Source organism: Exiguobacterium sp. UBA6309 (assembly GCF_002439205.1).
Taxonomy (GTDB): domain Bacteria; phylum Bacillota; class Bacilli; order Exiguobacteriales; family Exiguobacteriaceae; genus Exiguobacterium_A.
The window spans coordinates 103,393-122,804 of the sequence record NZ_DJTL01000017.1; the positions used below are offsets into that span (position 1 = coordinate 103,393).

18 protein-coding genes, 1 pseudogene and 1 riboswitch are annotated in these 19,412 nt (G+C 48.1%); of the genes and pseudogenes, 16 read left to right on the forward strand and 3 right to left on the reverse strand.

From position 1 onward, the window contains the following. Window positions 1-15: 15 nt before the first annotated feature. The 3 genes from B3M90_RS04830 to B3M90_RS04840 all read left to right on the forward strand — a co-directional run bounded on the left by B3M90_RS04830 (window position 16) and on the right by B3M90_RS04840 (window position 2,720). A complete protein-coding gene (locus B3M90_RS04830) occupies window positions 16-705 on the forward strand; it encodes a metal-dependent hydrolase (RefSeq protein ID WP_214854583.1) in 690 nt (229 codons plus the stop codon). A gap of 204 nt (window positions 706-909) precedes the next feature. Beyond that, window positions 910-1,812 carry a DUF4097 family beta strand repeat-containing protein gene (locus B3M90_RS04835; protein WP_214854582.1) on the forward strand — a complete coding sequence of 301 codons (903 nt, stop codon included), beginning with the start codon at window positions 910-912 and terminating at the stop codon, window positions 1,810-1,812. Beyond that, on the forward strand, window positions 1,809-2,720 hold the full coding sequence (locus tag B3M90_RS04840) for an FUSC family protein (RefSeq protein ID WP_035406871.1): 912 nt from the start codon (window positions 1,809-1,811) through the stop codon (window positions 2,718-2,720). Before B3M90_RS04835 ends, B3M90_RS04840 begins: the two co-directional genes overlap by 4 nt. Window positions 2,721-2,783: 63 nt before the next feature. On the opposite strand, the gene B3M90_RS04845 is transcribed toward B3M90_RS04840, so the two are convergent. Beyond that, window positions 2,784-4,475 carry an Rqc2 family fibronectin-binding protein gene (locus B3M90_RS04845; RefSeq protein ID WP_214854581.1) on the reverse strand — a complete coding sequence of 564 codons (1,692 nt, stop codon included), beginning with the start codon at window positions 4,473-4,475 and terminating at the stop codon, window positions 2,784-2,786. 168 nt (window positions 4,476-4,643) lie between these two features. Here B3M90_RS04845 and gmk point away from each other — a divergent pair, with 168 nt between their 5' ends. The 13 genes and pseudogenes from gmk (at window position 4,644) to B3M90_RS04910 (ending at window position 17,390) form a co-directional block, all read left to right on the forward strand. Continuing rightward, window positions 4,644-5,261, forward strand: coding sequence for a guanylate kinase (gmk, locus tag B3M90_RS04850; protein ID WP_174316772.1), 618 nt, complete (start codon window positions 4,644-4,646; stop codon window positions 5,259-5,261). A 1-nt stretch (window position 5,262) separates the two neighbouring features. Further along, entirely contained in the window at window positions 5,263-5,466 is a 204-nt protein-coding gene (gene rpoZ / locus B3M90_RS04855) for a DNA-directed RNA polymerase subunit omega (protein WP_029342114.1), read from the forward strand. A gap of 56 nt (window positions 5,467-5,522) precedes the next feature. Further along, complete coding sequence (gene coaBC / locus B3M90_RS04860; RefSeq protein ID WP_214854579.1) at window positions 5,523-6,713, forward strand: bifunctional phosphopantothenoylcysteine decarboxylase/phosphopantothenate--cysteine ligase CoaBC; 1,191 nt, start codon at window positions 5,523-5,525, stop codon at window positions 6,711-6,713. Then, window positions 6,710-9,034, forward strand: coding sequence for a primosomal protein N' (priA, locus tag B3M90_RS04865; protein ID WP_290782811.1), 2,325 nt, complete (start codon window positions 6,710-6,712; stop codon window positions 9,032-9,034). The genes coaBC and priA overlap by 4 nt, the downstream gene beginning before the upstream one ends. Window positions 9,035-9,043: 9 nt before the next feature. Beyond that, window positions 9,044-9,481 (forward strand): annotated as a pseudogene (gene def / locus B3M90_RS04870) (peptide deformylase); the annotation flags it as partial. A 24-nt stretch (window positions 9,482-9,505) separates the two neighbouring features. Next, complete coding sequence (gene fmt / locus B3M90_RS04875; protein WP_251137889.1) at window positions 9,506-10,426, forward strand: methionyl-tRNA formyltransferase; 921 nt, start codon at window positions 9,506-9,508, stop codon at window positions 10,424-10,426. Next, the gene (rsmB, locus tag B3M90_RS04880) at window positions 10,423-11,754 is read left to right on the forward strand and encodes a 16S rRNA (cytosine(967)-C(5))-methyltransferase RsmB (RefSeq protein ID WP_290782813.1); all 1,332 of its coding nucleotides are present in this window, start codon (window positions 10,423-10,425) and stop codon (window positions 11,752-11,754) included. Before fmt ends, rsmB begins: the two co-directional genes overlap by 4 nt. 18 nt (window positions 11,755-11,772) lie before the next feature. Next, window positions 11,773-12,507, forward strand: coding sequence for a Stp1/IreP family PP2C-type Ser/Thr phosphatase (locus B3M90_RS04885; protein ID WP_056062297.1), 735 nt, complete (start codon window positions 11,773-11,775; stop codon window positions 12,505-12,507). A gap of 2 nt (window positions 12,508-12,509) precedes the next feature. Beyond that, window positions 12,510-14,444: a Stk1 family PASTA domain-containing Ser/Thr kinase gene (pknB, locus tag B3M90_RS04890; RefSeq protein ID WP_214854573.1), complete on the forward strand. Its 1,935-nt coding sequence runs from the start codon at window positions 12,510-12,512 to the stop codon at window positions 14,442-14,444. Between the two features lie 25 nt (window positions 14,445-14,469). After that, window positions 14,470-15,375, forward strand: coding sequence for a ribosome small subunit-dependent GTPase A (rsgA, locus tag B3M90_RS04895; RefSeq protein WP_290782815.1), 906 nt, complete (start codon window positions 14,470-14,472; stop codon window positions 15,373-15,375). Between the two features lie 2 nt (window positions 15,376-15,377). Next, entirely contained in the window at window positions 15,378-16,034 is a 657-nt protein-coding gene (gene rpe, locus B3M90_RS04900; protein ID WP_214854567.1) for a ribulose-phosphate 3-epimerase, read from the forward strand. 22 nt (window positions 16,035-16,056) lie between these two features. Beyond that, window positions 16,057-16,166: riboswitch (TPP riboswitch) on the forward strand. Window positions 16,167-16,225: 59 nt separating this feature from the next. Next, window positions 16,226-16,786, forward strand: a complete 561-nt coding sequence (gene thiT / locus B3M90_RS04905; RefSeq protein WP_214854564.1) for an energy-coupled thiamine transporter ThiT — start codon at window positions 16,226-16,228, stop codon at window positions 16,784-16,786. 1 nt (window position 16,787) lies between these two features. Further along, a complete protein-coding gene (locus B3M90_RS04910; RefSeq protein WP_290782818.1) occupies window positions 16,788-17,390 on the forward strand; it encodes a thiamine diphosphokinase in 603 nt (200 codons plus the stop codon). Between the two features lie 55 nt (window positions 17,391-17,445). Here the strand turns inward: B3M90_RS04910 and B3M90_RS04915 are convergent, their stop codons facing one another. Then, a complete protein-coding gene (locus B3M90_RS04915; RefSeq protein ID WP_290782821.1) occupies window positions 17,446-18,849 on the reverse strand; it encodes an amino acid permease in 1,404 nt (467 codons plus the stop codon). A 140-nt stretch (window positions 18,850-18,989) separates the two neighbouring features. Next, window positions 18,990-19,178: a 50S ribosomal protein L28 gene (gene rpmB, locus B3M90_RS04920; protein WP_023468758.1), complete on the reverse strand. Its 189-nt coding sequence runs from the start codon at window positions 19,176-19,178 to the stop codon at window positions 18,990-18,992. Between the last annotated feature and the right edge of the window lie 234 nt (window positions 19,179-19,412).

A 19,412-nucleotide genomic window follows, 5' to 3' on the forward strand; every position in this document is an offset into this window, starting at 1 on the left:
GAGGCAGTGAATTAGATGAAGCTAACTTATCATGGACAGTCAACAGTAACGATTGAAACGAATGGTCACCATCTCGTCATCGATCCCTTCTTTAGCGGTAATGAAAAAGCGACGACGAATCCAGATGACGTCAAGGCAGATTTTATTTTGTTAACCCATGCCCATGCCGATCATATGCTTGATGCAGAGCGGATCGCGAAAGCAACGGGGGCGACGATCATCGCTACGCATGAGTTGGCAACGTATTTAAGCTTCAAAGGATTGAATGTCCACCCGATGAACCTTGGCGGACAGTTTGAATTCTCGTTTGGTAAAGTAAAGATGACACAGGCATTCCATTCATCAAGCATCATCGATGAAGAGAAACAAACCATTACGTATATGGGGATGCCGGCTGGATTCTTACTGACGATCGAAGGCAAAGAAATCTATCACGCAGGCGATACGGCACTGTTCGGGGATTTAGCCCTTTATGGCGCCCATCATGAAATCGATTTAGCCTTCTTACCGATCGGTGATAACTTCACGATGGGTCCGGATGATGCGTTGATCGCTGCAGATATGTTGCAAGCGAAAGCAGTCGTACCGATCCACTACGATACATTTGATTTAATCAAACAAGATGCGAACGCATTCTGTGAACAAATTGAAGCGCAAGGTCAAACTGGTCATTTACTTGCGATCGGCGAGTCACTCGAATTATAATCCGTTCTTAAGCAAAGGAGAGGAAACGTCAAGGTTCCTCTCCTTTTTGTCGATTATTCTTCTGGAATATCTGTAGTTCATCCGATGACGCTTCCTTCTTCCGCCCGATGGCGAAACAGTGAACTTCTTCTATGATAAGTAGGGGCTGTTGACAGCCGATTCAGATATTCGGAATAATGGTAGACATGAGATGGAGGGACTGACATGGAAGAGCATAACAGTAGGAGTGTGCGGAAACGAAAACAATCGTCGTTCACACGCTTAAAAAATAAACAAAAACAAAAGATGGATGCACGGTTGAACCGCATTGGAGAAAAAGGACCAGTGAAGCGACCGCTTTATTTGTACGGTGGTGTCGTTCTCGGACTTGTCGTCATCTATTCGATTACATTGCTCGTCTCAACGGAATTGTTATCGCGCGGCGAAACATTCAAGACGACGAATCGCTATAAGTCTCTCGCCATCGAGGCGCCGCACGCAACCGTACAATTCGTTCGAAGCACAGACGGAAACGTCCAAATCAAACTTGTCGATAGTGCATCGAGTGGAAAACGACTGAAAATCAGTACATCGACGAATACGGTAACGGTGACAGGACGAGATGGTTGGCTGTCTCGACTCGGCAATCGTCCGAGCGAAAAAACAGCAGACTATACGATTCAAGTGGGACTACCGAGTTATATGAACCGTGTCGATGTCGATGCTGGAACACTTAAAGGAATGGGCATCTACGCAAAAACAATCGAGATGAACGGAGAAGCGATGAGTCTCGATAAAGTAAAAGGTGATGAAATTACACTGAATGCATCACGTGCGATTTCCATCAAAGAGATGGATGCCGTCCATGCGCAAGTGACAGGTGAAAGTGTTTCTCTTGCGGAATATGTGGCGAAGTTGAGTCTCGACGTCACAACGATTGACGGCGCGACGAAGCTAAAACCAAATAAATCAGCCGGTACGATTACGATTGACACAGGAGGCGATATTAAAGCCTCTGACCGATATACGAAACAAAAGAATAAGGATGAGACAATTTATGAACTGTCGAAACAAGAAAAACCGGAAGTGACAGTCAATAGTGAAGTCGGGCAGGTGACGCTCGAGTGAAATTAAAGTTTCGGATTGGACTACGAACGGTCAAGACCGGTATCGCGGTAGCTCTTGCGCTTAGTATCTCCTGGTATGTGTTCGATATTTATTCGGGAATGGGGGCTGTCGCAGCAATTGTTGCGATGCAACCGACGATTCATCGGTCGTTTAAAATCGTCTTCAACCGGATTTTCGGAACAGTACTTGGATTAATGTGTGGTCTTGCGATTGTTGCGACACTTGGGGCGAATCCGCTGACGATTGGACTCGCCGTAATTGTCTCGCTCGTCCTTAATTCGATGATTGGAAGAACGGATATGTCGACGTTCGCGGCTTTTGCCATCGTGTTGATGTTCGAGAGTCCGACCGCCGACTACGTCCACTATGCCTTATCACGGTCGTTGCTGACTGTCGTCGGTGTATTATCTGCTGTCCTCATCAATTACATCGTCTTCCCACCACATTATGAGGATCGTTTACTCTTGCTTGTCAAAAAAACGACGCAACAGTTGATGGAAGATTGGCGGAGCCTTGTGCAAGATGATACGAGGTTGCTTGCCGTTCGGAAACAAATTCTCAAACATGAAGAAATGATGTTGATGCTTCAAGAAGATCAAAAATATCCATTGATGGCAAGCGGTCAAAGTGAAGCGTTCATCCGACTGAAGGAGCTTGTCGATCTTGAAGACAAGTTGCTCGTCTTGCTTGAAAGCATTGCCAGTCATCGGGATATCCCGATGACAGAAGAACAGGAAAAGACGCTCGGCCAGGAAATTGATTTCTTACTCAGCCATCATTACGATGTCATCTTCTCCCACGAACGAAAACAAGCGATGTTCTCATTCGATCAAGAATTAAGCGAGGCGAAGGATATCATCCATGGGCATTTGCTCGATTACCGGGAACAGTTAGAAAAAATGAAGTGAAGATGAAAAAGCGCTGTTTCTCCTAAGTGATATTTAGGAAAAACAGCGCTTTTTTGTGTAGCGTCATTGACGTAAGGATTGGACGACATCTGGATCAGGTGTGACGTAAAGTGTCGTTTGATCCGTATAGATGACGAAGCCGGGTTTTGCACCACTCGGTTTCTTGACATATCGTAACTCCGTAAAATCGACCGGGACTTGGCTCGATTCACGTGCTTTCGAGTAGTAGGCGGCAACAATCGCTGCTTCTTTTAACGTTGTCTCATCCGGTGCATCACTTTGAATGATGACGTGCGATCCTGGGATATCCTTCGTGTGTAACCACGTATCGGACCGACGTCCAAACTTGAACGTCGCGTAATCATTTTGTTTATTGTTCTTTCCGACGAAGAATGGAAGGCCGGTCGAAGAACGGTATGCTTCGAGTTGTGGGAGTTGCGGTTTCTTTTTCTTCTTTTGTCGTTCGCGCAGATAACCTTCTTCGACGAGTTCCTCGCGCATTTCCCGGATATCTTCCGGGGATGCGACGTCGAGTTGCGCAAGCAAACCTTCGAAGTACGCAATCTCGGCTTGGTTCTTCTCAAGCTGGCGCGCGACTTCGACTTTGGCGGTCTTTAATTTGTTATACCGTTTGTAATAACGCTGTGCGTTCTCGTTTGGCGAGAAGCGGGGATCAAGCGTGATCGTGATTTCAGCACCGTCTGGATCATAGTAATCGACGACGGTTGCTTCCTTCATCCCGCGTTCGAGCTGATAGAGATAAGTCGTCAGCAGTTCTCCTTTATGCTTCCATTCATCCATTCGTAACGTCGCTTCTAAATCTTTTTCGAGTTTTGAGCGCTTTAAGATATTCTTATCGTACTCACTCTTGATGAACCGTTCGAGATCGGCCGCTTGTTGTTTGACACGATCGCGGTTTGCTTTTTGATGGAAGAATGCGTCGAGGACTTGACCACTCGTCGCGAACGTCTTTTCGTCAATGATTGAACCTTCCGTTAAGCGGACCGGTGCAAAGCGTTCTTTGCCGCCTTCCATCCGTTGCAATACATAAGGACCGTTTAGTTCTTTTAAGACGTCCTGGAAAGCGGTAGCAAGATTCGTCCGGTTCGCAAGACCTGCCCGCGTGACGACTTCCTTAGCGATTTGTGGAGACAAACCGCTGAACAGACCAAGTAACTGGCGATCCAGTTTCCCAGCGTTCCAGTCGATTCGGTGGAGTGCCTTTTCGATATCTCCTGTGAGTGGATCCACTTTATCCTGTGCTGGTGGAAGTTGATAGGTCATCCCTGGCATGATCGTCCGGAATGTATTTTGACTGAGTGGTAAGTGTTTGATCGCATCGAGGATCTTATCTTGTCCATCGGTCAAAATGATGTTCGAGTGTCGTCCCATCAACTCGACATAGATTTTTTTCGCTTCCTCATCGCCAAGTTCGTTCCGGGAACGGACACGTAAGACAATGATTCGGTCGCGTTCGAGTTGTTCGATCGATTCGATGAATCCGCCTTCGACATGCTTGCGAAGCATCATACAGAAGAGTGGGGGTTCACTCGGGTTGCTGACCGCTTCCGACGTAATGTGCATCCGTGCATACATGGCATTCGCAGAGGCGAGCAACAATACGTTTTTTCGCTCGGCGCGGACCTGGAATACTAAATCCAATGTATATGGTTGGTATACCTTATTGATCCGTCCTCCAACGAGCGGTTGGAGTTCTTTGACGACGCGTGTCGTCATCAATCCGTCAAAAGCCATACGATTACCTTCTTTCTTGATTTCGTTCTCACTTTCTAAAGGTAACAGAAATGGCATCGTTATGGTATGATAAAGCAGTCGAGCTAAAAAAGATGACTTGCGAACTTCCCGTCTCTACTGCTAATATGAAACAATGTGAAGTTTGTGAGATGGAGGGGTTTTGAAGTGATTTTCAAAGAGCGTGGCTTATTACTCGTATTATCTGGTCCAAGTGGTGTCGGAAAGGGAACGGTCTGTCGTGCCTTGCGCGAAGATCAGGATAACGATCTGCATTACTCGGTATCCTGTACGACGCGCCAACCGCGTGAAGGAGAAGTAGATGGTGTCCACTATTTCTTTAAATCGCGTGAAGAATTCGAAGAGATGATTGCGAACAATCAACTCTTGGAATATGCTGAATTCGTAGGGAACTACTATGGAACACCTGTCGAATGGGTGAACCAGATCCTAGATGAAGGAAAAGACGTCATTCTCGAAATCGAAGTTCAAGGGGCCATGCAGGTCAAAGAACATTTTCCGGAAGCTGTCTTCTTATTCCTTGCACCTCCAAGCCTCCAAGAATTACGGAACCGCCTCGTAGGGCGTGGAACGGAATCGGAGGAAGTCATTAAGCAACGTCTTCTCGTCGCTAAGGAAGAGATCGAGATGATGGATGCCTATGACTATGTCGTGACGAACGACGAAATTCATAAAGCCTGTGACCGGATCCAAGCGATCGTCACAGCGGAACATTGCAGTCGGGAACGTGTCGCGTCCCTATATAAAAAAGCCATGGAGGTTAAGTGATATGTTATATCCATCAGTTGATAAGCTTCAAAAGAAAGTACCGTCGAAATATACAATCGTTACAGTTGCCGCTAAGCGTGCGCGTCAAATCCAAGACGGGAAACGCGTGAAAGTCACGAACCCAAAATCGCATAAACCGGTCGGGAAAGCTTTAGAAGAGCTTTATTTCGAAGAAGTATCCGTCACGAACCAACCGCAAGACTAATTTTGAAGCAGCCACTTGTCATCGTGGCTGTTTTTTTCAATAAGGAGGACACCTACATGTTAACCAACCGAAACATTCTACTGTGTGTCGGCGGTGGAATCGCTTCCTACAAATCAGCAGCACTCGCTTCAAAGCTTGTTCAAGCAGGCGCACACGTTCAAGTCGCGATGACGCGTAATGCGCAACAATTCGTCGGTAAGACGACGTTTGAAGCACTGACGCGAAAAGCGGTCTATGATGACGTCTTCATCGAGCATGATCCGTCAAAGATCGCCCATATCGATTTAGCGGACGAAGCGGACCTGATCGTCGTCGCACCAGCGACCGCGAATTTGATTGCAAAACTCGCGCACGGGATCGCGGATGATTTCATCACGACGACGATCCTTGCAGCGACATGTCCCGTCATCGTCGCTCCAGCGATGAATGTCAACATGCTCGAACATCCGGCGACAGTCCGCAACATCGAACAACTGAAGCAGGACGGTGTCCAGGTGATTGCACCGGGAGTCGGAAATCTCGCATGTGGTTGGGTCGGGAAAGGTCGTTTACCTGAACCGGAAGATTTAGTCGCAACACTCTCAACGTTCTTTGAAGAGAAGTATCTAGCCGGACGAAAAGTCTTGATCAGTGCGGGACCGACCGTGGAACGGATTGATCCGGTTCGTTACTTGACGAATGATTCTTCAGGAAAGACAGGAATTGCGCTAGCAGAAGCGGCAAGAGACGCAGGTGCCGATGTCACGCTCGTCCATGGACCACTTCGGATCGGATTACCGACCGGGATAACGACGATTGCTGTTGAATCGGGAGAAGAGATGCTCGAAGCCATGTTACGTGATTATGAGACGCAAGACATCGTCATCATGTCTGCTGCCGTAGCTGACTATCGACCGTCTATCCAATACGATCAGAAGCAAAAGAAAATCCACGGACCACTTCGAATTGAACTCGAAGAGACGACCGATATTCTGAAGACACTTGGTGAGCAGAAACAACATCAGTTATTAGTCGGATTTGCGGCTGAGACGACGGACGTCGAGACGTTCGCGAAACAAAAGCTCGTCCGAAAGAAAGCCGATTTCATTGTCGCGAATGATGTGTCACGATCTGATATCGGATTCGTCAGTGATGAAAATGAGGTCGTCGTTTTTGGGGAGAATGATTCCGTCACGCGATACGATCAACAATTGAAATCGACGCTCGCCAAATCGCTCATGCGCCAATTCGCGGAGGCATTGGCATGATAGCCGAAGTCATCGTTGACGTCGCAGCAGCAACGGTCGATCGTCCGTTCGATTATGCCGTGCCAGAACTTTGGCAAGAGCTGATCGTTCCCGGTATGCGCGTCGAAGTACCATTTGGTCCACGGGCGTTGCTTGGAATCGTCGTCGGAACGAAAGCTACCTCTGATCTGACGAACGTCAAATCGATCGTGCGTGTCTTAGATGAGACCCCGACCTATACACAGGAATTACTCGAGTTATCAGCGTATCTATCGGAAACGACTTTGTGTTTTCAGGCGACGGCATTGCTTGCGATGCTGCCGGCTGCCTTAAAGGTGAGTTATGATAAACTGGTCATAGTCGAGTCGGGCCCACTTCGGACATATCATGGTAAGAAAATGAGTCAATTACCAACGGAAGTGCAGCAAATCGTCTTAACAGCGGCGAAACAAGCTGACGTGACGCTTCAACCGGTCATCCGCGAGAAGAAGACGTCTAAGATCGATAAACGGATTCGTCTTCTAGAGGAGCAAGCAACTTTTACGAAACAAGCGAGCCAACAAGCGGCACTTTACTCGTATATTCAAGAATTTCCGGATGCGCTTTGGAGTGAAGTCAAGCAGGCAACGGGCGCAACGAGCGCGACGTTGAACGCTCTTGAGAAAAAGAGCATCATTCAAGTCGAGACGATCGATGTTCGGCGAAATCCTTATGAACATCTCGTCCAAGACATCTTTGTGCCGTCCTCTTTGACGGAAAAGCAACAGGAAGCTGTCTCGGCGATTACGGCTGAAGCTGAGACCGGAACATTTTTGTTACATGGCGTAACAGGAAGCGGTAAGACGGAAGTGTACCTTGAATCGATTCATGCACAACTCGAACGCGGTAGACAAGCGATCTTGCTCGTCCCAGAGATCAGTCTGACGCCGATGATGGTCAAACGGTTTAAACGCCGTTTCGGAGAACGGGTCGCTGTCTTGCATAGCGGTCTATCGCTCGGCGAAAAGTATGATGAGTGGCGCAAAATCGCCCAAGGCGAGGTCGATGTCGTCGTCGGTGCACGGTCTGCTGTGTTTGCGCCGCTGACGAACATCGGCATCATCATTCTCGATGAAGAACATGAAACAACTTATAAGCAGGAAGAGAATCCGCGCTATCATACGCGCGATGTCGCGAAGTGGCGGGCGGCCTATCATCGCTGTCCGGTTGTGCTCGGAAGTGCAACACCGTTACTCGAGACGTACGCCCGGGCACAAAAAGGGGTCTATCGTTACTTACCGCTTCGTGAACGATTTGGTGGGGAACTGCCTCCAGTTGACATCGTTGATATGCGTAAGGAACTCGAACGGGGCAATCGTACGCCGTTCAGCCTCGCGCTAGTCGAAGGCATCAAAGAACGCATCGAACGTGGGGAACAGACCGTCTTACTCCTGAACCGTCGCGGATATACGACCTTCGTCTTATGTCGGGATTGCGGGGAGACGCTACAATGTCCGCATTGTGCCGTCAATTTAACCTATCACCAACATGAAGATCGCTTGAAATGCCACTACTGTGGGTTTGAAGCCGCAATGCCGAAAACTTGTCCGTCCTGTGAATCGACGAAAATTCGTCAGTTCGGAACGGGTACGCAAAAGATTGAGGAAGAATTGGCACACTTGATTCCGGAGGCGCGAATCATCCGGATGGATCAGGATACGACGTCGCGTAAAGGTGCGCATGAGAAATTACTCGATGCCTTTGAACGCAAGGAAGGAAACATTCTGCTCGGAACACAGATGATCGCAAAAGGTCTCGACTTTCCGAACGTTACACTCGTCGGAGTGATTGCTGCCGATGCGACGCTTGGTATTCCGGATTTTCGAGCAAGTGAGCGCACGTTTCAGTTGATCACCCAAGTGTCCGGTCGTGCCGGACGGGGTCAACTCGCTGGTCAGTCAATTATCCAGACCTACAACCCGGAGCATTACGTCATTCAAACTGCCAAACAGCATGATTTCGAAACGTTTTATAAGCGAGAGATGCAATTGCGAAAGCTCGGTGGGCATCCACCATTTTGGTTCCTTGGTCTGATTACAGTTTCAGCAGCGCATCCGCTCGAAACACAAGCAGAAGCGCAGCAAATCGCTTCCGAGCTTCGTGCCTTTGAATCTGAGGATTTAGTCGTCAATGGACCGTTTGATGCACCACTCGCTCGACTCAAAAATATGTACCGGCAACAGGTCTTAATTAAACATAAAGGACAGGAGGATGTCCGGACACATCTTCGTGATATCTTATCCCGTCGTCAAAAATCAAAAACACAAGTCGCGATTGACTTGAATCCATTTGTATTCATGTGAGGTGTCTGTATGTATAAAGTAGTAGAAGTACCAAATGATGTATTACGACAGGTGTGTGAACCTGTCACGAAGTTTGATAAAAAACTCGGTAAAATGATCGACCGGATGTTCGATACGATGTACGAATATGACGGGGTTGGTTTAGCCGCACCGCAAATCAACCAGCCGATTCGTGTAGCCGTCGTTCATACCGATGATGAGACGGGACCAATCGAGCTGATCAATCCGGAAATCATCGAAGCGGATGGTTCGCAAATCGATGACGAAGGCTGCCTTAGCATGCCAGGCATCTTCGGACCGGTTGAACGGTTCGACCGAATCGTCGTCAAGTCTCAAGATCGTCTCGGGCGGACGGTTAAAATCAAAGCAAACGGCTTTTTTGCACGTGCCATCCAGCACGAGATGGATCATTTAGACGGTGTCCTGTTCACGGATAAACTCGTCCAGAAAGAAAAACCGCGCGTCGTCTTCATGGGGACACCTGAGTTTGCGGCAGGGACACTGCGTGAAGTGATCGATGCTGGGTATGACGTCGTCGGTGTCGTCTCACAACCAGATAAACCAGTCGGAAGAAAACGGGAAGTCAAACCGACGCCTGTAAAACTCGTCGCGATGGAACACGATATTCCTGTGTTGCAACCGAAACGAATTCGAGAGGATTATCAAGATGTTCTCGATTTAAAACCTGATCTCATCATCACCGCAGCTTACGGTCAGATCGTCCCGACAGCTATTTTGGAAGCACCACGTTTTGGGGCGATTAATGTCCACGCGTCACTCTTACCTAAATATCGTGGCGGTGCACCGATTCATCAAGCGATCATCGATGGAGAAAAAGAGACAGGTGTGACGATCATGTATATGGTCGATCGGCTAGACGCAGGTGATATGTTGTCAAAAATCATCGTTCCAATCGAAGAGAACGATACAGCCGGTTCGATGTTCGAGAAGTTAGCGGACGCAGGAGCGCGCCTGTTACTTGAAACGTTACCACGTCTGTTCGCAGGTGAATTGACACCGGAAGCACAAGTCGAGGAAGAAGCGACATTTGCGCCGAACATTTCACGTGAGCGGGAACGACTTGATTTTACGCTACCGGGTGAGACACTCTATGATCAAATTCGTGGGATGAATCCATTCCCGAGTACGTATACGATGCTTGGGAACGATCGATTAAAAGTCTTTTTCGCAACGAAAGTCTCAGGAACGGGACGACCGGGTGAAATCATCGCATTAGAAGCGGATGGTCCCGTCATCGCGACAGGTTCCGAAACAGCGTTGAAGCTGATCGACTTACAGCCGTCCGGCAAAAAACGGATGGACGGTGCTACGTTCATGCGTGGGATCGGTCAATCGCTTGAACTCGGACAACAAGTAGGTGAGAACGCATGAATGTACGTGACGCAGCAGTAACGACACTGATGAAAATTGGTCAAGGTGGTGCCTTCTCGACAATCACCGTCCACCAGATGCTTGAAAAGCGTGCTATCTCAGCAACAGATGTCGGCTTGTTCACGGAACTCGTTTACGGGACGCTCAGTCGTGAATTGACGCTTGATTATATTTTAGAACCATATTTAGCGAAACAGAAAAAACTTGATCCATTCATGCGCCCATTGTTACGAATGAGTGTCTATCAGTTGTTTTATCTCGATCGTGTACCGGATCATGCCGTCATTCATGAAGCCGTTGAAATTGCTAAAAAACGTGGGAAAGTCCATGTCTCGAAAGTCGTCAACGGAGTGCTACGGAATGTATTACGGGCGGGAATGCCTCATTTCGCTGAGATTGAGCCTGCTGCAAAACGAATCAGCATTGAAACGAGTCACCCGCAGTGGCTCGTCGAACGTTGGATCGAACTGTTTGGTTCGGAAGAAACGCTTCAGATCTGTCAATTGAATAACACACCGGCACCCGTCACGGTCCGCATCAATCGCACGAAAACGACGCGGGAGGAAGCAATCGAGCTTCTACTCGATCAAGGTGTGACGGCAAAACCATCTACGGTCGCGCCGGACGGTCTCGAAATCGAACGAGGAAGCGTCCAAAAAACGGATCTGATTGACCGTGGGTATCTTTCTCTTCAGGATGAGAGCTCAATGCTCGTCGCCCGTGCGCTTGGTGCAGAAGCATCCGATCATGTACTCGACAGCTGTGCCGCACCTGGTGGGAAAGCGATGCATATTGCTGAAGGTTTGACGACGGGTACACTACAGGCACTTGATCTTCATCCACATAAGATTAAATTGATTGAACAGCAGGCGACACGATTAGGTCTTACGACTGTTCAAGCAGAAGCGTTAGATGCCCGTAAAGCAGGGGAACGCTTCAAAGTAGAATCCTTTGACCGGATTCTTGTCGATGCACCTTGTTCAGGACTTGGTGTCATTCGGAGAAAACCGGATATCAAATGGACGAAACGTCCAGAACAACTCGAGCAACTCCCAAAAATTCAACGAGACATCTTGACATCTGTCTTACCACTCGTTAAAAAAGGTGGAATCTTCGTCTATTCGACTTGTACGATTGATCCGACCGAAAACGAGGAGCAGACAGCGTTCATTCTCGATCAGGGTTTTGACTTTGATGCATCTTTCGCGGAACGCATGCCAGAATCCGTGCGGCATCTAATCGGAGATCGAGCAGAACTCAAGTTGTTACCGACGACAGTCGGAACGGATGGCTTCTACATTGCCGCGTTTAAGAAACGAGAAGATTGATACGAACGGAGGACTGTCATGGAGTTAGCTCACCTTTCGACCACTGGGAAAGTCAGGACTAAAAATGAGGATACGGTATTACTCATCGGGAACGCTGAACGTGGTCTTGCCGTCGTTGCGGATGGTATGGGAGGTCACGCTGCTGGCGATATCGCAAGTGCGATCGTTCGCGAGGTATTTGAAGCATCCTTTTCCCTCATGCCAAATCGTCCGATGGAATTGTCCGAATGGATAGAACAACGCGTAGCCGAAGCGAATGCCCGGATTCTTCAGTTTTCAAAAGAAGAACAACTTGCGATCGTCGGAACGACCATTGCCTGTGTGTGCTGGGTCGAGGATTTGCTCGTCATCGGTCATGTTGGAGACAGTAGGGTCTATGCCCTTGAGGGTACGGCGTTAAAACAATTGACGGATGATCATTCTTACGTCAACATGTTACGACAAATGGGAGAGCTTTCGGACGAGGAAGTCGAAAATCATCCACGTAAAAATGTCATCACACGATCGGTCGGCTCGAACGAAACGGTCGAAGTCGACATTCAAGTAAGAGATGCTCCAGACTATGACCTCGTCCTTGTGTGTAGCGACGGGTTGACCGATGAAGTGCCAGATGATGTCATCGAACAAATCATCTTACGGGATGATCCGCTTGATGAGATCGTCGGACGATTGGTGAAAGAAGCGAATGCTCGAGGAGGCGCGGATAATATTACGATTGCCGCCATCCGGTTCAAAGAAAGAAAGAGGGTCTGAATATGCGATACGGAGATCGATTAAATGACCGCTACCGCATAGAACGGCTAGTTGGAAGTGGCGGGATGGCGAATGTCTATCAAGCCTATGATGAGATTTTAAAGCGTCATGTTGCCATTAAGATTTTACGGACTGAATTTTCGCATGACGAACAGTTCATTCGTCGATTCGAACGTGAAGCGCATGCTGCTACCAGCTTGAATCATCCAAACATCGTTGCCGTCTATGATGTAGGCGAAGAAGATGCCATCTATTACATCGTCATGGAGTATATCGATGGTATGACATTAAAGACATTTTGTGAAAATCAAGCATTACCTGTGCCGCAGGCCGTCGATATCATCGCTCAAATTTGTGATGCGATCGATCATGCCCATGCACACCGAATCATCCATCGCGATATCAAACCGCAAAACATGTTGATTCGAGAGGATGGTACCGTCAAAGTAACGGATTTCGGAATCGCTGTGGCGATGTCGAATGCGACTCTGACGCATACTATGTCCGTCCTTGGGTCTGTCCATTACTTCTCGCCAGAACAAGCAAAAGGTAAATTTGCCGATGAGAAGTCGGATATCTATTCGCTTGGTGCTGTCTTATACGAACTTGTGACAGGACAAGTACCGTTCGAGGGTGATTCACCGGTTGCAATCGCTTTGAAGCATCTGCAAGATACACCGCGTCGTCCATCCGTCTTGAATCCGAAAGTGCCACAAGCGCTTGAGAACTGTATCATGCAGGCGCTCGCAAAAGCACCGCATGACCGTCAGCAGTCCGTCGCAGCCTTTAAGGCAGATATGGTGACGGCGTTGTCTGACGAACGAGCAAGTGAAGGCATCCGAGGTGCAGAAGAGGATGAGATGGAAAAGACGATGGTCTTATCACCTGTACAAGTGCCAGAAGAATCAAAAGCGGAACCGGACACACCTGTCGTCACGACCGTTCAACCGAAACCGTCAGAAAAGAAAAAGAAAAAACGCTGGTGGGTCATCCTATTATTACTGGTATTACTCGGTGGAGCGGCTACGACGTTTGCGATGTGGCCGGATCCTACCGTTACGGTACCGTCCGTCGTCAAAACGGATGGAGATGAAGCGGAAACGAAGCTTGAGAAACTTGGATTTGTTGTCGAGACGACAGAACGAAACAGTGATACGGTCGATGAGGGAGACGTCATCAGTCAGACACCGCGTGAAAACGCACAGGTCAAGAAGGGCTCGACAGTCAACTTGGTCGTCTCTACCGGAAGTGCTCCGGTCGAAGTACCGGATGTGACAGATGACGCTGAAAAAGAGGCGATTGAGACGTTAAAAGAGGCTGGATTCGCTAAAGTCGAGGTCGAACGTGAAAAGTCGGATGAAATCGAGCGAGGTAATGTGATCCGGCAATCGATCTCGGCTGGTACGGAGGTCATCGCGAAAGAACAAACGATTACGATCACCGTCTCGGAAGGAACATCTTCCTTCGAGTTGAAGGATTTGACGAACTTATCGAGTGACGAAGCAAAAGCCTACCTGGACGAAAAAGGGCTCGATGGAACGTTCGAGCAAGAATTTTCTAGCGACGTGAAACTCGATCAAGTTATCCGTCAATTCCCACAAGCAGGGACTCAAGTCGAACCGAACGACTCCGTGACGGTCTTCATCTCAAAAGGTGAGGAAGAAAAAACGTTGACAGCGACGTTCCCTGAAAAGGTCGTCTATGACGCGGTCAGCGAGAACGAGGACGAGGAACCACCGAAACAAGTCATCCGGATTGAGACGGAAGATGCGAAAGGGAAGCGGACCGTCATCGAGGAATCAATTGACCAAGATGAGACATTCGACGTGCCGGTGACGATTGATCCGGGAGAAGAAGGCAAGATTACGATTTATAAAGACGATACGGTGTATCGTTCAAAAACCATCACGTACAATCAAGCAAAAGACGCACAGTGAATGTGATGAAAAAGGAGTGCATAGGATGACGGAACAACGCATCGAAGAGAATCGAGAAGGAACGATCATACGCCTGCAGGGTGGCTTTTATGATGTCATGACACCAGAAGGAGAGGTCCGTTCACGGGCAAGAGGGAATTTCCGAAAACGCGGCATCAGTCCAGTCGTTGGAGACGAAGTCGTTCTTCATATCGAAAGTGAGACCGGGTATATTCTCGAAGTGAAGGAGCGGGACAACTTTTTAGTACGCCCGCCTGTCGCGAATATCGATCAAGCGTTGCTTGTCGTCTCGGCTGCAGAACCTGATTTTTCAGCGCACTTGCTCGATCGTTTCCTCGTCTTGATCGAAGCGAAGGAAATCCAACCCGTCATCCTGTTAACGAAGATGGACTTGCTTGATGATGTCAAAGGTCCTGCAGTTAGAAAGGCAATTGCCGCTTACCGGAAGATTGGATATACGGTCATCGAGACATCCAGTGAGACGTTGTCGGGTGTTGAGCAAGTCCGTCCGTTACTGGCCGGGAAAACGAGTGTTCTTGCCGGACAATCTGGAGTTGGGAAAAGTTCGCTCTTGAACGCACTTGAACCAACACTCGACTTAGAGACGAGTGCGATTTCGAAATCACTCGGACGTGGGCGGCATACGACACGACACGTCACGTTGATGCCACTTGCCGAAGGCTTGATTGCTGATACACCAGGTTTCTCGAACCTTGATTTTCCATATGATATGGAAATCGAGGATGTACGGTGGAGTTTTCCTGAATTCGTGGCTGTACAGGACGAATGTAAGTATCGAGGATGTTTGCACTTGAATGAACCCGGATGTGCTGTCAAGGAAGCCGTCGAAGCACAAGAAATCATGTCCTCTCGTTATGAGAACTATGGTATGTTTATAGACGAAATCAAGAATCGAGCCCGGAGGTATTGAAGATGATTAAAATTGCACCATCTATCTTATCAGCAGATTTTGCGAATCTTGAGCGTGATGTCAAAGCAGTCGAGGCAGCAGGCGCGGACTATATCCATTTCGATGTCATGGATGGTCAGTTCGTACCGAATATCTCGTTTGGACTACCTGTGCTCAGCAGTTTACGTCAAAAGACGGATATGGTCCTTGATGTCCATTTAATGATTGACCAGCCAGAACGTTTCGTTGAAGATTTCGTTAAGGCAGGGGCAGATATCGTGACGTTCCACGTCGAAGCGACGAACCACGTCCACCGTGTTTTACAACAAATCAAGCTATCCGGTGCAAAAGCAGGGGTCGTCTTGAATCCTCACACGCCATTATCGACGATTGAACACGTCCTTGAGGATGTCGATATGGTCTTATTGATGACGGTCAATCCGGGCTTTGGTGGACAAGCCTTCATCGAGAATGTCATGCCAAAACTCGCATCACTTGCACAAATGAAAGCAGATCGTGATCTGACATTTGAAATCGAGATTGATGGTGGCGTCAACCCGGAAACAGCAAAACTTTGCATCGAAAACGGCGCGAACGTTCTTGTCGCGGGATCAGCAATCTACAATGCACCAGATTATGCGGAAGCGATCACTAGCATTCGTCAAGGGGCTGCCGTATAATAAGAACGAGAAAACGAAATATGATGACCGCAAGGGGTGTCGCTTGAAAAGCGGCTGAGAGGAGTCTTTTAGACTTTAACCCTTCGAACCTGTTCCGTTCAAACGGACGTAGGGATGTGGCGCACGCAGGCAGTACGGCGTTCGTCGTATTGCCTTTTTGCGTCCTCTCGTACAATGAAGGAGGAAATAGCATGAAACGGTTACAAATGATGATGGAAATTGCCATCTTCGCAAGTCTCGGGGTCGTCTTTGATTTACTGATTCCATTTAAAATGCCACAAGGCGGTTCAATCAGCTTAGCGATGTTACCGATCTTTGTCATGGCATTTCGCCACGGTGTCATCGGAGGTGTCGTCACAGGAGCGCTTGTTGGTACGATCCAACTGATGTTCGCCCCACAAGTCTTGACGATCGTCCAACCATTACTCGATTACACGATTGCATACGGTGTCGTCGGACTGAGCGGTCTGTTCGCCCGTCAGGTTAGACAAACTGCACGTAACGGACAAAAGAAACGTTTGATGGCGTTCGTTCTCCTTGCAACACTATTAGGCGCAGGACTCCGTTATATCTGTCATGTCATCAGCGGAATCGTGTTCTTCGCGAAATATGCAGAAGGTCCAGTCGTGCCATATTCATTAGTTTATAACGCGACATACATGGTACCATCTTATGTTTTATGCGGTGTCGTCGCGGGTCTCCTCTTTACAACTGCGCCACGTTTACTACGTTATTCAGCACGAGGCGTCTGAGATGCGGGCGATTCTCGTGTGCGCCGGTCCTCAAGAAGAAGTGCCTGATTTGCGGATGCTTTGTCAGTCTAGTGATTTCATCATTGGTGTCGATGGTGGTGTTCAGACTATTGAATTGTTTGGGCTGACATGCGACATGACGATCGGTGATTTTGATTCGCTTGGTTACGTACCTGAAGGAGCAATCGTTCATCCGGCTGAGAAAGATGAGACGGATCTCGAACTCGCCCTTCGTACAGTATCAGAGATGAAACGATTTGATGATACTATCATCGTCGGAGCAACAGGTGGACGACTCGACATGACCGTTCAAAATGTGTATTTATTGAAGCAATACCCTGAAGCGCGACTCGTCACGAAACGGGAAGAGGTGCGATATTTGGCAGTAGGATCGTATGCAGTCGAAGCCGAAATCTATCATTATCTTTCTTTCATTCCACTTGTGCCGTCAATCTTGAGTTTAGCTGGAGTCAAATATCCACTTGATATGCATCCTGTTCCGGTCGGAGGTTCCTTGACCGTCAGTAATGAATGGAGTACGTCAGAAGCGACAGTAGAGCTCCATCAAGGAGAACTATTGATGATGCGAACACTTAAGGAATAGAACAAGCATATGAAAAAAGGCCGTGGATGATACCGCGGCCTCTTTTCATATGGCATTATTCTTCGAGTTGGGAAGGGGCGACTCGAATGTCACTTTGAGCCGATAGGTGTTTTCCTTTAACGAACAGATGATAGCTTCCCCACATGACGAGGAAAAATGGAACACCGATGTATAAAGCAATTCGTTGATCCGCTTGAAACGCAAGACTGAAAAGGACAACGACATTAAGTGTCAACGATATCAACGGTAATGCTGGATAGAATGGCGTCTTGAACTTTAGTTCGGATAGATCATGTCCGTTTCGGATGAACTGACGGCGGAACGCAAGTTGCGAAGCGGAAATTGAAATCCAACCGACTTGAGCACCGAGTCCAGCTAAAGACAAGAGCCAGATAAAGACGGTATCCTCTGCGAAAAAAGCTGTCAGAAGAGATAACATCGCAAACATCATCGTAAAGAGTAAAGCGCGCATCGGCACACCACGGGCATTAACATAAGATAATTTCTTTGAAATCATCCCTTCTTGTGCCATTGCCCATAACATTCGGGTCGCGGCATACAATCCCGAGTTCCCGACGGATAATAGTGCTGTCAAGACGACGATGTTCATCAAGTCAGCGGCATACGGGATGCCGATCGCATCAAAGACCATGATGAATGGACTACTGACTCCGCCAGCCGTCTCATACGGAATCAATGCACCGACGATCGTGATCGATAAGACAAAGAAAATGAACGTGCGCCAAACTGTATTCCGGATAGCTTTTGGAATCGATTTTTCAGGCTTATCGGACTCCCCAGCCGCGACACCGATCAATTCGGTCCCCTGAAAAGCAAAGTTGACAGCAATCATCGTCGTCAAGACACCGAGAATTCCGTTCGGAAACCAACCGCTTGCCGTGAAGTTTGCAAACAATGAGGATGGACGATCTGCTTCCATCGGTAACCAGCCAAACCAAGCTGCGCCACCAAGAATGATGAAGAAAAGAATGGCGAGTACCTTTAAACTTGAGAACCAGAATTCCGCTTCCCCGAACGCTTTGGCGGAGACGGCGTTTAAACCGAATAACAAGACCGTAAAGACGGTACACCAGACAACGACCGGCACATTCGGAAACCAACGGTCCATCAAACTACCTGCAGCTGTGATTTCAAGTGCGACCGTCACAGCCCAGCCGAGCCAGTAAATCCAACCGACGGCAAAGCCGACCCCTGGTCCGATAAAGCGGGTCGTATAGGTCTGAAATGACCCCGAGACCGGCAGATAGACCGCTAATTCTCCAAGACATAACATCGTCAGATACATGATGGTCCCACCCACGATGTAACTGAGGACCGCCCCGAGAGGTCCTGCTTGTGAAATCGTTAATCCTGACCCTAAAAATAAGCCTGTTCCGATAATTCCACCGAGTGAAATCATGAACAGGTGTCGACTCGTCATCTCTCGTTTGAGTTGCATGATGACTTCCCCCAATTCTGACAAAATAAAGTACGTTCCTATTGTAAGCGTTTTCAATAAAAGCGACAATTAGTTTATGAGAAAAATAAATGAGGGCATAAAAAAACCGGAAGGGAAGATTCCCATCCGGTGGTTGCGCCTTATACGCGTTCGACTTTACCTGATTTAAGAGCTCGAGCTGAAACCCAAACCTTTTTTGGCTTACCGTCGACGAGGATACGTACTTTTTGTACGTTGACTCCCCAAGTACGTTTTGTTTTGTTCAATGCGTGTGAACGGTTGTTACCCGACTTTGGCGATTTCCCAGTAACGTAGCATTTACGTGCCATGCGTTCCGCCTCCTTTTATGTTGTTTTGCGTTCGTCCTAATAGACACTTTGCTATCTTAGCATGGTGTCAGGGCGGTTGCAACATAAAAAAAGTAGCTGACAAGAAAAAAACTTGACAGACAACCTCGAAATTTAAAATAATGGATGAGGATGATGGTAAAAGTTCATTTGACCGCTACTATTTTTCACTTATTCATTGTATAGTCAGTACGGCGACTTTTCAATAGTAGGTCC